Annotated in this window: 11 protein-coding genes; 1 reads left to right on the top strand and 10 read right to left on the bottom strand. The window is 75.0% G+C overall.

Annotation, left to right across the window (positions count from 1 at the left end; translation table 11 throughout):
- Positions 1 to 12: 12 nt before the first annotated feature.
- From K1J57_RS31330 to K1J57_RS31285, 10 genes are all read right to left on the bottom strand, one after another.
- Entirely contained in the window at positions 13 to 1,449 is a 1,437-nt protein-coding gene (locus K1J57_RS31330; protein WP_220562285.1) for an L-fucose/L-arabinose isomerase family protein, read from the bottom strand.
- A gap of 26 nt (positions 1,450 to 1,475) precedes the next feature.
- The gene (locus tag K1J57_RS31325) at positions 1,476 to 2,177 is read right to left on the bottom strand and encodes an L-ribulose-5-phosphate 4-epimerase (RefSeq protein ID WP_370634559.1); all 702 of its coding nucleotides are present in this window, start codon (positions 2,175 to 2,177) and stop codon (positions 1,476 to 1,478) included.
- Positions 2,174 to 3,862, bottom strand: a complete 1,689-nt coding sequence (araB, locus tag K1J57_RS31320; RefSeq protein WP_220565917.1) for a ribulokinase — start codon at positions 3,860 to 3,862, stop codon at positions 2,174 to 2,176. Before araB ends, K1J57_RS31325 begins: the two co-directional genes overlap by 4 nt.
- Before the next feature lie 583 nt (positions 3,863 to 4,445).
- Positions 4,446 to 4,661, bottom strand: coding sequence for a hypothetical protein (locus K1J57_RS31315; RefSeq protein WP_220562283.1), 216 nt, complete (start codon positions 4,659 to 4,661; stop codon positions 4,446 to 4,448).
- A gap of 46 nt (positions 4,662 to 4,707) precedes the next feature.
- On the bottom strand, positions 4,708 to 5,985 hold the full coding sequence (locus tag K1J57_RS31310) for a cytochrome P450 (RefSeq protein ID WP_255646740.1): 1,278 nt from the start codon (positions 5,983 to 5,985) through the stop codon (positions 4,708 to 4,710).
- Between the two features lie 99 nt (positions 5,986 to 6,084).
- Positions 6,085 to 6,369, bottom strand: coding sequence for a hypothetical protein (locus K1J57_RS31305; protein WP_220562280.1), 285 nt, complete (start codon positions 6,367 to 6,369; stop codon positions 6,085 to 6,087).
- A 32-nt stretch (positions 6,370 to 6,401) separates the two neighbouring features.
- Positions 6,402 to 8,444, bottom strand: coding sequence for a CocE/NonD family hydrolase (locus K1J57_RS31300; RefSeq protein ID WP_220562279.1), 2,043 nt, complete (start codon positions 8,442 to 8,444; stop codon positions 6,402 to 6,404).
- A 14-nt stretch (positions 8,445 to 8,458) separates the two neighbouring features.
- Positions 8,459 to 9,748, bottom strand: coding sequence for an ATP-grasp domain-containing protein (locus K1J57_RS31295; RefSeq protein ID WP_220562278.1), 1,290 nt, complete (start codon positions 9,746 to 9,748; stop codon positions 8,459 to 8,461).
- A 108-nt stretch (positions 9,749 to 9,856) separates the two neighbouring features.
- Positions 9,857 to 11,275 (bottom strand): aspartate aminotransferase family protein, encoded by a 1,419-nt coding sequence (locus K1J57_RS31290; RefSeq protein WP_220562277.1) that lies wholly within the window; start codon positions 11,273 to 11,275, stop codon positions 9,857 to 9,859.
- Positions 11,265 to 12,596 (bottom strand): MFS transporter, encoded by a 1,332-nt coding sequence (locus K1J57_RS31285; protein WP_255646739.1) that lies wholly within the window; start codon positions 12,594 to 12,596, stop codon positions 11,265 to 11,267. The genes K1J57_RS31290 and K1J57_RS31285 overlap by 11 nt, the downstream gene beginning before the upstream one ends.
- 874 nt (positions 12,597 to 13,470) lie before the next feature.
- Here K1J57_RS31285 and K1J57_RS31280 point away from each other — a divergent pair.
- Positions 13,471 to 14,559: a glycoside hydrolase family 5 protein gene (locus tag K1J57_RS31280; protein ID WP_220562275.1), complete on the top strand. Its 1,089-nt coding sequence runs from the start codon at positions 13,471 to 13,473 to the stop codon at positions 14,557 to 14,559.
- Positions 14,560 to 14,666: the final 107 nt, after the last annotated feature.

Here is a 14,666-nt window from a genome sequence, read left to right as displayed (position 1 = left end):
CCGCGCGCCGGGTCAGACCGGTACGTACTCGATGCCGGCCAGCGCGCACAGGACGCGCCAGTCCTCGGCCCGGCGGCCGGTGTTCATGGCCATGTGGTGGGTGCCGCCCGCCCGGAGCCAGGCGTCCATGCACCCACCCACCCCGCTGTCGGGCCGGAACCGCCCGTAGGGCATCTCCAGGGAGGGGAGCGCGGGGGAGTCGAGGACCTCGCCCTCGGCCACGACCAGCCGGAAGCGGTCGCCGCCCAGGGCGACCAGGGAGGCCAGCGTGGCCGGGCCGGGCCGGTACCGGAACAGCAGGGTCGGCGGGTCGGCCAGCCCGCCGATGCCCAGGGGGCGCTTGATCAGGCGCACGGGCTCGTCCTCCCGGGCCAGCCGCCAGTTGCCCTCGCCCATGTGGCTCATGAGGACGGAGTCGCTCGGGAAGTCCATCGCGTACATCTCGGTGAAGTGGCCGTCCCCCGCCAGGCGGTGGCCCGCGTAGACCACCGAGGCGGCGAGCACGTCGCCCTCGCCCGCGAAGCCGTACCCCTTGGCCATCAGGGTGGAGGCGGCGGCCATGGGCAGCCGGGCGAAGCGGCCGTCCTCGCCGATCGCGTCGAAGTGGGTGGAGTAGGCCCCGCAGCCGGCCTCCTCCAGCAGCCGTTCGATGCCCAGCTGCATGCGGGCGTGGTCCTCCCGCTCCTCCTTGGACAGGCGCGGGTCCACGTCGAAGACCGAGTCCTCCCAGGACATCAGCTCGCGGACGGGCTCCTCGGGCAGGCCGGCCATGGTCCGGTGCAGGGCGCCCGGGGCGATGACGTGGACCTCGGGGCCGATCACCCGCAGCAGCGAGGTCTCGTCGACCCGCGCGTCCCCCATACCGTTCATGGGGTAGCCGAACACGCCGACCCGCAGGTCCCGCAGCGCGCGCACGGCCCGGGCCGCCCGGGCCCAGCGGCCCACCCGTTCGGCGAACTCCGGGCCCTCCCAGTCCCCGGTGACGACCTCGAACGGCACCCGTGCGCGGACCAGCGCGTTGGCGGTGTCCTGGGCGCCGTGGATCCCCTGGTTGTAGGTCATGTCGTCCATGTCCCACGAGGCGCTCACGGAGGGTTCGGGCTGGATGTTCGCCAGGGCCAGCGGCAGCCGCGCGCCGGTCAGCGCCCGGGTGATCCGCAGGGACGGCCCGTAGGTCAGCATGACCACCAGGACCCCGTCCAGGCCGGCCTCCTCGAACGCCCGCACCGCCCGCTCGGCCTCCTCGCGCCCGCGCACCGGCGGGGCGACGGTCCACTCGGCGACGCCGGAGAGCCGGTCGGCGACCCGGGCGGCGTACCGCGCCTGGTGCTCGGTGATGCCCGGGATCATGTCGTCGTAGAGCGGCTGCATGATGCCGAGCAGTCCGATACGTGGCGCGCGTCCGCGCACGGCCGGGTTCGGGGAGGGCTGAGCGGTGGGGACGGTCACGGGGGTCTCCTCGCTTTCGGTGGGGGTCACTGGCCGTAGGCGTTGCGGTAGCGCTCGTGGAGCGCGTCGATGTGCTCCTGGGGTAGGCGCTCGACGGGCCCGGCCTGCCGGGCGATGTGCACGGTGCGGGCCGCGTCCTCGCACATCACCGCGGCCTTGACCGCGGCCGCGGCGGTGGGTCCGACGGTGAACACGCCGTGGCCGCGCATGAGGACGGCCGGGGAGCGGTGGCCCGCCAGGGTGTCGAGCACGCCGCGGCCGATGGCGTCGTCCCCGATGAGCGCGAAGGGCCCCACCGGGATGTCGCCGCCGAACTCGTCGGCCATCGCGGTGATCACGCAGGGGACGGCCTCGCCGCGGGCGGCCCACGCGGTGGCGTAGGGGCTGTGGGTGTGCGCCACCCCGCCGATGTCGGGGCGCTCCCGGTAGATGTGGGCGTGGGCGAAGGTGTCGCTGGAGGGCCGGTGCCGCCCCTCGACCGTGTTCCCGTGGAGGTCGCAGACGACGATGTCCCCGGGGGCCAGGTCGTCGTAGGACACTCCGCTGGGCTTGATGACCATGAGGTCGGCGCCGGGCACCCGGGCGGAGACGTTCCCGCTCGTCCAGGTGACCAGGTTCCAGCGGGGCAGCTCCGCGTGCAGGGCGCAGACCTGCGCGCGCAGGCGTTCCACCTCGTCGCGGTGGGCGGCCAGAGCGGCCGCGTGCGCGGGCGTCCGGGGGGCCGTCACCGCCGCCTCCCCTCGCCGGAGGCCGCCGTGCCGGAGGGGCCGGCGGCGCGGGTGCCGTTGCGCAGGGCGCGGAGCCGGTGCAGGGCGTCGCTGCCGCCCCGGCCGAAGTGGTCGTGGAGTTCGGTGTAGACGGCGAACAGCTCCTTGTAGGCGGCCGCCGCGGCGGGGTCGGGCTCGACGGAATCGGCGCGGACCCGGCCCATGGCGGCGGAGGCGGCGTGCAGGTCGGGGTACAGCCCGGCGGCGACGGCCCCGTGGACGGCCGCCCCGACGGCGCTGCCGTGCCCGGTGGCCGCGACCCGCAGCGGCCGGTCCAGGACGTCGGCGTAGACCTGGAGGACGAAGGGGTTGCGCACCATGCCCCCGGCGACGGTGAGGTCGCGGACCGGGACCCCGGCGCCGGTGAAGGCATCGACGATGGTGCGGGCGCCGAACGCGGTCGCCTCCACCAGGGCCCGGTAGACCTCCTCCGGCCGGGTGGCCAGCGTCATCCCGGCGAGCAGCCCGGAGAGCGAGTGGTCGACCAGGACCGAGCGGTTGCCGCTGTGCCAGTCCAGGGCGACCAGGCCGTGGGACCCGGCCGGGGCGTCGGCCGCCCTGCGCGAGAGCAGCTCGTGCACGGACACCCCGAGGGCGCGGGCCTCGTCGTGGTAGGCCGGGGGGACGTGGGTGCCGGCGAACCAGCCGAAGATGTCGCCGACCCCGCTCTGCCCGGCCTCGTACCCCCAGGCGCCGGGCGTGATGCCGTCCCTGACCAGGCCGCACATGCCCGGGACCTCGGCCCTGACGTCGGAGTTCATCACCAGGCAGGTGCTCGTGCCCATGATGGCGAGCATCCGGCCCGGGCCGGTGGTCCCCACGGCGGCGGCGGTCACGTGGGCGTCGATGGCGCCCACCGCGACCGGGGTGCCCTCGGGCAGGCCGGTCCACTCCGCGGCCTGCGCGGTGAGGCCGCCCGCGCGCGTCCCCGGCGGGGAGAGCGGGTGGTCGAGCCGGGTCGCTGCGAAGTCCGCCAGGCGCGGGTCGAGGGCGGCCTGGTACTCCCGGGAGGGCCAGCGCCCGTCCTGGTACAGGCCCTTGTAGCCGGCGCTGGAGGTGTTGCGGGTCTCGTGGCCGCACAGCCGCCAGACGATCCAGTCGGCTGCCTCGATCCAGCGGTCGGCGCGCTCGTACACCCCGGGGTCGTCGCGCAGGACCTGGAGGGCCTTGGCGAACTGCCACTCCGAGGAGATCCGGCCGCCGTAGCGCGGCAGCCAGGGCTCGCCGCGCTCGGCGGCCAGGGCGGTGATCTCGTCGGCCTCGGGCTGGGCGGCGTGGTGGCGCCAGAGTTTGGGCCAGGCGTGCGGGCGGTCCGCGAGTCCGGGCAGCAGGCACAGGGGGGTGCCGTCGGCGGTGACGGGCAGGAAGGTGCAGGAGGTGAAGTCCGTGCCGATCCCGGCGACCCGCCCGGGGTGGACCCCGGCCAGTTCCAGCGCTGCGGGGACGGCGGTGCGCAGCACCTCCTCGTAGTCGCCGGGGTGCTGGAGCGCGGTCTCCGGCTCCAGCTCCCCCTTTCCGCCGGGGAGGCGGTCGGTGATGACGCCGTGGGGGTAGGCGTGCTCGGCGGTGCCCAGTTCGGCGCCGTCGGAGACCCGGACCACGACGGCGCGGCCCGAGAGGGTGCCGAAGTCGATGCCGACGACCACGGGATCGTCCGGCGGGCTTTTGTGGGCGCTAACATTCCGTGGCAAGGGCGCTTCCTTCCGAGATGGGGAGATTGAGGGGTATCGGGTGGATGGTGCCCTGAAGTGGGGGAGTGTCGGTTTTCCTGAAGGGGGAGGGGTGGGAGCGGGAGCGCGAATGTGATCCAGACAATATTGTTCGCGCTAACATTTTGGAATGTCAACCCCCGCAGGACACGCGGACCGACCCCGCTGTTCTGACGCGGGACACCTGGCGGGCCCGCCGGTCGCAGGGGCACCCGCCGTGACGAACCGGCACGTGCCCGCTTCCGTGTCCGCCGGGCGCGGTGCGTCGCCCGCCCCGGGGCAGCGCGCCGCATCTGGCGGAGCGCTGGTCGGAGCTCTACTGGTCCGCCGGGTGTTCCGGGGCGGAACACCCGTCCGGGAACCGTTCCGCTCGCCTTCCGGGGCCCGGCGGCCGCAGAGTGGCCGCCTCGCCCCGACTCGTCCGGGGACAGGGCGTTCCGCCGGAGTGGGCGGGTGCCCGGACGGTGCCGTCCCCGCCAGGGGGACGGCACCGTCCGGTGGTCCGCTGTGGGCGGGCCGGTCAGGCGTCGCGGCGGGGCGCGGGGGGATCCCCCTCGTCGGGGGGCATGCGCATCTCACCGGTACTGCGGTTCCAGCCCGTCGGATAGCGCCGCCGCTCGCGGGCGGGCTTGTCGGGGAGCCTGCGGTCGTCGGCGGTGTTGCGCCGCAGCACGAACACCGCCGCCACGACGATCGCGACGACCATGACCACGGCCACGACCCACGCCCATTCCATGTCCTTCACCTCTCCGATTCGGGGTCCGTTCGGTCCACCGCGCCGTTCACGCCGTCCCCGCCAGGGAGAAGCGCAGGGCGGTGTGGTCCAGTGACGCCGGCAGGTCCGCCGCCGACAGCGGGGAGGCGTCGGTGCGCGCCGGCGGGTCCCCGCCGGTGACCGCCGCCAGGAACCGCGAGGCGCTCGACAGCACCACGTCCCGGCCCGGGCACCCGGCGGGCCCGTGGCTGAACGGCACCAGCCCCGGCTCCGCCCGGGCGCGCCCGTCCAGCCAGATCCCGGGGGTGAACGCGTCGGCGTACGGCAGCCGCGGATCGCGGTGGAAGTAGGAGCTCACCACCACGAACACCGTGCCTCGGGCGAACTCCCGGTCCCGCCATACCGTCTCCCGCACCGCCTCCCGCAGGATCACGAGCGTCGTCGGCCACAGCCGCACCGACTCCTGGACCGTCGCCTCCCACCGGGCCGCGTCGCCGGCCGCCGCGTCGGGGCCGGCCCCCTCCGCGGACAGCAGGGCCAGGGACCGGAAGGCGGCGATGGCCGCCGCGTCGAAGGCGAAGAGCCAGTGCGCCACCTGGTCCTCGGGCCGCACACGGCCGTCCCGGGGCAGCCGCGCGGCCAGGCTCCCCGGCTCGGCGCCCTCGACGCCCGCCCGCACCCGGTCCAGGAACTCCTCCCTGGTCCGCCGGTCCACCGGCAGCGCGTAGGACCAGTCGGCGCGCGAGCGCAGGTGCCGGAGCAGCTCGGTGGTGAGGTGGTCTTCGGCGGCGTGCGCCCCGAAGACCAGCCTGCGGGCCAGCGCGTCGAACGACGCGGAGAACCGCGGCCAGTCCAGCCCGCCCCCGGCCTCGCCCAGGGCGCGGCGCAGCACCGCCGCCTCCTCGTCGGCGTGGGCGTCCAGCACCCCGCTGTCGGGGTGGGGCCGCCCGGTGGCCAGCGCCTCCTCGTTGGCCTCCCGACGGGGCACGCGGTCGTCGGCGTCGGACACGAGCACCCCGTGCGGCTGGAAGTGCGCCAGAGCGCCCCGCTTCTCCCGGCCGCCCGGCGAGAACGGGTCCGGGGTGCGCTCCAGGATGCCGCGCACGTCCGCCGGGTCCAGGACGAGGGCGACGGGCCGGCCCGCCACCGTCAGCGGCAGGGGCCGGTCCCCGTACCGCTCCCGCAGCTCCCGCAGGAGCTCCGCGAGCCGGCGGTCGGCGCCGAGCGCCGCGGCCAGGCCCTCCCAGGCGGGGCGGCGCACGATCACCCCCCGGGCGACCTGTGCGGACAGCAGCGGGAGCAGGCGCGCCCGCTCCAGCAGGCCGGGGGCGGGTTCCGTGCCCATCATCGGCTTCACCGCCTTCCACGGTGTTCGACCACGGGTGTGCACGGGGCGACTACCCATGAACGCCGGGAGTGAACGCGGGCGCCCCCGCCCCCGGCCTCACCGGACCGGCGGGTCGCCGCCCTCCGGCGGAGACAGGTCGTCGTCCGCCGGACCCTCCTCCGGCTCCCGCCGGGCGCTCCCGGCCCCGGGGCTCTGGTCCCACCCCCCGGTCGGGTACCGGCGGCCGTCGGGCCGCTCCTTCCAGTAGTCCGGCGAGCGGACGGCCTTCTGCTTGCGGGCGACGTCCCGGCGCAGCACCCAGATCACGAACAGGATCACCAGCACCGGGACGGCCGCGGACGCGAGGACCACCAGCGGCCCCGCGGACACCGGGCCCTCCATCGGCCCCGCCCCCTCTCCTGCGCACGCGCCCCTCACACGTGGTCGCGTGCGATCGTCTCGTTCCACTGGCGGGAGAAGATGCGCTCCCCGTTCTCGTAGGCGTCGAGCGTCCCGTACACCCGGAACTCGGTCTCGGTGCACTCCAGCGAGGTGTGCGTCTCGGTGCGGGTGGCCCAGTCCCCCCGGGCGAAGCGCATCGTCCAGGAGGTCTCGCCGCGCACCGACGTGAAGTCGTTCGCCACCGACTCGTAGTGCTCGCGGGCGCGGCGGCCCACGTCCAGGTCGATGCCCTCCAGGTGCAGGATCCCGCCGTCCTTGACGATCTCCAGCGAGGACCGGGTGTCGACCAGGTCCCTGTGCACCTCCCAGCGGTGCTCGGGCAGCTCGTGCCGGGAGGTCGGGATCTCCGCCGTCGTCTCGGGTTCGCCGAAGGGCCGGGCGGAGGGGTCCTCCCCCTCGGGCACCGGGCGGACCGGCAGGTCCAGGGCGCTGCCGCCCGGGTGGACGGTCAGCAGGACCGGCCGGGGCGGGGGCCAGGCCAGCGGCCAGTACGAGGTGGACAGCGACAGCCGGATGCGGTGGCCCGCGGGGAAGACCTGGGCCACCCCGTTGAGGACGATCCGCACCCGCCGGGGCTCGCCCGGCGGCATCTCCTCCGGTTCCGCGTGCCCGTCGCGGTGGGTCAGGTTGAGCAGCCCGAACGTGACGCGGGTGGCGGACCCGTCGGGGGCGATGTCGCTCAGCCGCGCCGCGACCATCGCCACCGGCTCGTCGGAGGACACCTCCAGCTCCACCTCGGGGGCCCCGAGGATCTCCACCGGCTCCCGGAGGGCCTCGGTCTCGAAGACCAGCGAGCCGCCGTCCTCCTCGCGCTGGTCGTAGGGCAGGTCGGGCGGCGCGCTGTAGGAGGCCCACTTGCCCGCGAACTGGCCCACGGTCAGGGGTGAGGACACGGTCAGCGGGTCGCCGGGCTCCTCGTCCTCGGCCGGGGTGTACCCGTCGGAGGTGAACAGCCGGTGCGGGCCCAGGCCGAACCGCGTCCGCTCCACCCCCGGGGACGGCCACCGGTCCTCGCGCACCCACCGCCCGGGCCGGTCCTCGTAGGAGGTGGCGGGCGGGACGGACTCCTGCATCCAGGACCACAGCGCGGACCCCTCGTCCACCCCGTTGTCCACCCCCTTGAGCCAGTGGTCGAACCAGCGCACGACCTCCTGGAGGTAGCCGATGGCGGGCCCGGGGAGCCCCAGGTGGGGGTAGCGGTGCGACCAGGGGCCGATGAGCCCCAGCCGCGGCGACTCCAGGCACTCCAGGACGCGCAGGACCGCGTTGGAGTAGCCGTCGGCCCAGCCGCCGGCGGCCAGCACCGGGCAGTCCACCCGTTCGGGGGCCTCGATCACCGAGGCGTGCCGCCAGTAGTCGTCCCTGCGCTGGTGGTGCAGCCACGTGATGATCCAGGGGCGGTTGGCCTCCAGCCGCTCCAGCCACATGTCCCGCCACCGGTCGCCCACCGTCATCGGGTCGGGCGGGCAGGTGCCGAACGCGAAGGTGGTCCCGGACTCGGCGAGGTTGTCGGAGAGCAGGCAGCCGCCCATGTAGTGGAAGTCGTCGTTGTAGCGGTCGTCGGTGAAGGACGCGATGGCGATGGCGCCCAGGCTCGGCGGGCGCCGGGCCGCCACCTGGAGCGCGGCGAAGCCGCCCCAGGACAGGCCCATCATGGCGGTCGTGCCGTCGCACCAGGGCTGCTCGGCGAGCCAGGCCAGGACCTCCTCGGCGTCCTGCTGCTCGCGCTCCAGGTACTCGTCGGTGAGCACCCCCTCGGAGTCGCCGCTGCCGCGCATGTCCACGCGGACGCAGGCGTAGCCGTGCCCGGCGATGTAGGGGTGGTGGGTCGAGTCGCGTACCGCGGTGAGGTCGCGCCTGCGGTAGGGGATGTACTCCAGGACCGCCGGCACCGGGTCCATCTCGGCGGACACGGGGAGCCAGGCCCGCCCGGCCAGGCGCACTCCGTCGGAGAGGGGGATCCAGAAGTGGTCCTCGGTCCGGACCTCGTACGGCAGGGTCTCGATCACCCGCATGGGGTCTCCTTCCGTCAGTGGTCGTCGCCGGGGTCGTCCTCGATGTCGAAGGAGAGCTCCTCGGCGCAGCGCTCGTACTTGGCGCGCATCTCCGTCTCGTCGGCGCCGCCGATGACGATCTTGGCGAGCTCGAAGCTGTAGCTGTCCTGGGCCTGGAGCCCGGAGAGCCGCTGCCCCTCCTCCGGCACGATCGCGATCCGCACCCCCGGCACGGCCTCCTCCAGCCGGCGGACCTCCTCGGGGGTGGGCACCCGGTCGACCATGCCGTCGGAGAAGCGGCGCAGGTACCATTCGGCGGCGATGTCGTACTCCCCGCGGAGCCCGTCCGGGAGCACGGGCTCCCGCCCCAGGGCGAGCCTGAGCATCCGCTCGTGGTTGGCGGCGCCGTCGACCATCTCGAACAGCGACGCGTGCGCCTGGGAGTGGCGGGGGTTGACCTCCAGCACCCGGATGTCGTCCTCGACGGGGTCGTAGAAGAACTCGATGCTGAACGTCGAGTCGTCCAGCCCCAGCCTGCCCATCACCCGCGTGGCGATCGAGGCCAGCCGCCGCCGGACGTCCTCGGGCAGGGTGGAGGGGTACTGGTGGCGCAGGAAGACCGGGCTGGCCGGGTAGTCGACCGAGTCCAGCGTGGCGTAGACGACGCATTCGCCCCGGTGGACGTAGCCCTCGACGGCCACCTGGACCCCGTGCAGGGCGGCCTCGGCCAGGCAGGAGGTGCCGCCCGCCTCGGCGATCTCCGGCGGGAGGTCGACGCGCTTCAGGATCTCCTCGAAGGGGCGCCCGATCTTGCCGATCCCCTCGCGCAGGCGCTCGACGGCCTCGTAGAACTCCTCGTCGTTCTCCACGCGGAAGGCGAGCTCGGAGGAGGCCGACTTCACGGGCTTGAGCCACATCGGGTAGCCGGGTTCGGTCGGCGGGACCGGGTCGTGCAGGTCCACCAGGGCGAAGGCGGGGTACTCGTCGATGACCTCGCTCTGGAGCAGGCGGCTCCAGTACTTGTGCTCGCACCGGACGACCGATTCCAGGGTGGGGGAGGGCAGGCCCCGGGGGCCGGCCAGGATCGGCACCAGCAGGGTGATGGGAAAGTCCCAGAAGCCCGCGATGGCGTCGACGGACCCGTCGAACCCGTCCATCGCGGCCTGGGCCCCGGCGATGGTCTCCTCGATGTCCAGGTGCTCGGACCTGAGGTCGTCCAGGGTGGAAAGGGGGTGGAAGTCGCACTCCCGGCCGGTGGGCGTCCTCCTGAGGATCTCGTGGTTGCGTTCGTCCAGGCCGGGGATGAAGACGTTCTTCCGTGGCATCGGACCTCCCTCGTCCTCCGGTTCCGCCCCGTCCCCCGTCCGCGGTGCCCCACTGGGGGACCGGGGGGACGGGGGATGTGGGAGGGCGACTACCCGAAGAGGCACCCCTCAATCGGTGTGCGGGGAGTTGAGGGCCGACAGGAAGCGGACCAGCAGCGCCTCGCGGGTGGCCGGCGCGAGCCCGTCGAGGATCGTGTTCACCGCCGCCGTCGGGGAGCCGCCCGGGCCGCCCAGGGTGACGCCGACCGCCGACAGCAGCTCCACGAACGCGCGGTCGTCCACCGCCTCCAGGTCCAGGCCCTCCACGGTCCCGGCCAGGCCCCCGGGCAGGTCGGGGCGCAGGCCGCCCACCGCCGCGACCGCCCCGGCCAGCACCTCCAGCAGCGCGTCCACCCCCGCCAGCGACACCCCGGTCAGCGTCAGGTGCAGGTTGGGCGGGATGCCCGCGTACGACAGCTGCGCCTGGAGGAACCACCCGGACTTCGCGACCTCGTCGGCCAGGACGAACACGTCCACCGCCGGGTCGGCCGAGGCCAGCGCCACCAGCGGCGCGTCCGGCTCGCCCAGCACCCGCAGCTCCGGGATCCCCGCGACCCCCTCGCGCAGCCGTGCGGCCGCGGCCATCGCCTCGGCGGCCAGCTCGCGGTACCCCGACGCGCCCAGCGCGTTCAGGGTCGCCCACGCCCCGGCCAGCGGACCCGCGCCCTTGCTGCTCTGCACGGTGGAGTTGATGACCGTGTACCCCGGCCAGTCGGCGCTGGCGTAGTACGCCGCCCGCCGCAGTTCCTCCGTGGCGAACAGCACGACGGAGGCCCCCTTGGGCGCGTACCCGTACTTGTGCAGGTCGCACGAGAGGGAGGTGACGCCGGGGACGGACAGGTCGAACGGCGGCGCGTCCGCCAGCCACGGCAGCACCCAGCCGCCCACGCAGGCGTCCACGTGGCAGGGCACCCCGTGCCGGGCGGCGAGCGCCGCGATCTCCGGCACCGGGTCCACCACCCCGTGCGGGTACGACGGCGCCGACGCCACCACCAGCGCGGTGCCCGGCCCGATCGCGTCGGCGACCGCCGACGGCACCGCGCGCAGGGTCCCGGGGTCCACCGGCACCGTGACGGGCGTCAGCCCCAGGTAGTGGCAGGCCTTGCGGAACGCCGGGTGCGCCGTCACCGGCAGCACCACCTCGCGCCCGCTCCCGGTGTCGCGGGCCGCCTTGACCGCCAGCATGATGGACTCGGTCCCGCCGCTGGTGAAGACGCCCGGGGTGGACGCGTCCCCGCCCAGGACGGCCGCGACCGCGCCCACCACCCGCTTCTCCAGGGCGACGGTGCTGGGGAACGCCGTCGGGTCGAGGCCGTTGACCTCCAGCATCTCCAGGTAGGCCCGGTGCCCGGCCTCGCGCACGTGCGGCCGCCCGGGGTCGTACACGTAGGCGGCGACCCGGCCCTCCCGCACCGGCAGGTCGCCCTCCTTGAGGCGGGCCAGTTCGGCGAGCAGGTCCTCGGTGGAGCGTCCGTTCTCAGGCAGCACTTTTCTCTCCCACGGCGGTCAGTTTCCGAAAGGCCAGCAGCGGCACCAGGCTCACCAGGAACAGCGCGGCCGGCATCAGGGTGAACCCCCAGCTCAGGCCGAGCAGGGCGCTCCCGGGCTGGACGACGGCCGACGCCACGTCCGAGGAGCGGAACGCCGTCGCGGCCAGCACGGCCGAGAACAGCCCCGGCCCCAGCGCCATCGCCCCCGTCTCCAGGCCGGTCCACAGGCCGGTGAACGTGCCCGCCTGGGCCTGCCCGCTGCGGCCGGCGTCCTCGCGCACGGTCTCGGGCAGCAGGGTCAGCGGCAGCAGCTGCAGGCCGGTGTAGAAGAGGCCCACCAGCCCGGTCACCGCCAGCACCGCGGCGGCGTGTTCGGCGAGCACCGCCGGGAACAGCAGGGCGGTGGTGGCGGTCATCGCGACCAGCGCCACGAGGTAGCAGTTCACCGTGCCGAACCGCCGGGCCAGCGCCGACCAGGCCGGGACGGCCACCAGGCTCGGCCCCACCACGCACACGAACATGGCGGAGGTGAGCCCGTAGTCGCCCAGCCGGTAGGTGGCCACGTAGGGCGCGCCCGCCAGCATCACCGACACCGCCAGGGACTGGGTGGAGAACGCGGCGGCCAGCGCGAAGAACGGCCTGTTGCCGCGCGCCGCCCTGAACGCGGCGACGGGCCCGAGCGTGCCGGTACCGGCACGGCCGGGGATCCACCGGGTCCCCAGCGTGGCGGCCAGCAGCGCCGCGCACAGCACCGCCCCGATGGCGGCGCCCATGGCCAGGTGGCCGGGGCGTCCGCCGCCCGCGGCCTCCACGACGACGGGGGCGAGCCCGCCTGCGGCGAGGATGCCCAGGGTCAGGCACACCACCCGCCAGGACATGGCGCGGGCCCGCTGGTCGCGGCGCGGCGAGATCTCCGCGGGCAGCGCCACGTAGGGCACCTGGAAGAGGTTGAACGCGGTGGTGGCCAGCAGGAACGCCGCGCCCACCCACAGCGCCGACCAGGCCGGCGACTGCGTGGGGGCCGCGAACATGGCGGCGAACAGCAGCGGGAGGGCGAGCGCCCCGGCGAGCATCAGCCGGGAGCGGCCGCCGGTGCGCACGGCCTCCCGGTCGCTGGCCACGCCGATGGCGGGGTCGACGAGCATGTCCCAGACCTTGGGCAGGACCAGCACGAGCCCGGCGGCCCCGGCGGCGACGCCGAGCACGTCGGTCAGGTAGTAGAGCAGCAGCAGGCCGGGCAGGGCCGAGAAGACACCGGTGCCGACGGAGCCGATCCCGTAGGCGAGGAGTCGGGAGCGGGGGAGCGGGCCGGCGGTCACGGGCGGCCGCCGCAGGGGCGGCCCGGGGGACGGGGGAAGGGGGAGCCGGGGCGGTTGACAGGGGCGCGCCCGGTGTACAGGGGGGAGTCCACCCGCGCACGTTACCGCCGGCGGGCGGGCGCGGGCAATGGCCCGCGGGTCCGTGACCTCGGTTTTCGCGCAGGGTGACCCCGGGCCCGCCGTCCGCGGCCGTGGACGGCCGGTGTGCGGCGCCTTCGGGGCCGCCGGGCGGCCCGAGGCGGGCACACGTTCGTCCCACCCGCCGCCACGTGCGGGTTTCCCCGACGTCGCCCCGGGTAGCCGTGTACACACATCCCTCCGACCGACGATTCCGAGCCGGGACACGACCGGTGGGGGACGGCGGGCGGCGGTCCCCGCCCGCTTCGGGGCGGCGGCCCCGGCCGCGCGGTCCTCCCGACAGCACGGAGGAGACATGCACACCGTGCACCCGAACCGACAGCCCCGTTCACAGCACCGCCCGCGCCCGTCCGCGCACCGGCTGCGCTATCCCGACCCGGCGCCGGAGCCGCCGATGCCGCCGGACCCGTTCCCGCCCTCGCCGATGCCCGTGCCCCCGCCTCCGCCCGAGCCGGGGCCGGATCCCGAACCGCCGGGCCCCGGCCCCTTCCCCGAGCCGCCCCCGCCGGAGCCCCAGCCCGAGCCGGCCTGAACCGGGGGCGGGCCGGACCGGGCCGTTCCCGCCGGTGACGGCGGTGCCCGGCGGGGAGGGTGTCGCCCGGGGCGAATCCGTTCCGTAAGGGGGATTGACCCCAGCGTGACGGAGGCTTAGGTTTCGGACAGGAAGGACTCCTTCCGGTTCGGTGCGGCCCCGGCCCCGGCCGCATCGGACCGCCGCCCCCCGCCGGAGGAAGCCGTGCCCCACCCCTCGTCCCGCCGTGCCCGCAAGCCCCGCACCGCCCCCGGGCGCCTCGCCCGCGCCGGGTCCGCGCTCCTGGGCCTCGGCCTGGCCGCGACCGCCGCGTTCACCGTCCACGGCCAGGCCGCCGCGGACCCCGCCCCCGCCGCCGCGGACGCCGCCGCCACCCCGGTGGGCGAACACGGGCGGCTGCGCGTGTGCGGCATCAAACTCTGCGACGAGAACGGGCAGCGGGTCCAGCTCACCGGGATGAGCTCCCACGGCCTCCAGTGGTTCGACCACTGCCTCACCGACGCCTCGCTGGACACCCTGGCCCACGACTGGAACGCCGACGTGCTGCGCGTGTCCATGTACATCCAGGAGGGCGGCTACGAGACCGACCCGCGCGGCTTCACCGACCGGGTCCACGAGCTCATCGGGGAGGCCACCGAGCGCGGCATGTACGTCATCGTCGACTGGCACATGCTCAGCCCAGGGGACCCCAACCACAACCTCGACGCCGCCCGCACCTTCTTCGCCGAGATCGCCGACGTGCACGCCGACAAGGACAACGTGCTGTACGAGATCGCCAACGAGCCCAGCGGCGTGCCGTGGTCCTCCATCAAGGGCTACGCCGAGCAGGTCATCCCGGTCATCCGCGCCCGGGACCCCGAGGCGGTCGTGCTGGTGGGCACCCGCGGCTGGTCCTCGCTGGGCCTCTCCGAGAACGGGGACCACCGGGAGATCACCGCGGACCCTGTGGACGCGGACAACATCATGTACGTCTTCCACTTCTACGCGGCCTCGCACACGTCCTACCACCGCGAGGGCCTCCGCGCCGCCGCGCGGGAGCTGCCGCTGTTCGTGACCGAGTTCGGCACCCAGGAGTACACGGGCGACGGGCCCGACGACTTCGCCTCCGCCCAGGCCTACCTCGACCTGATGGAGCAGGAGCAGATCAGCTGGGTCAACTGGAACTTCTCCGACGACTTCCGCTCCGGCGCGGTCTTCCGGACCGGGTCGTGCTCCTCGGGCGACTGGGACTCGCTCAAGCCGGCGGGGGAGTGGATCAGGGACCGCATCCGCGAGAGCGGCACCTCCGCCTGACCCCCGCACGCGGGCGGGGCGCGCCGCGCGGACGCGCCCCGCCCACCGCCCCCGGGGCCTCCGGACACCGGCGGACCCGCCGCCGCGGCCCGGACGGCCGCGCGCCC

The sequence above is a fragment of the Nocardiopsis sp. MT53 genome (assembly GCF_019598965.1).
In the GTDB taxonomy this organism is placed as follows: domain Bacteria; phylum Actinomycetota; class Actinomycetes; order Streptosporangiales; family Streptosporangiaceae; genus Nocardiopsis; species Nocardiopsis changdeensis.
This window is presented reverse-complemented; position numbering and strand designations above follow the sequence as displayed.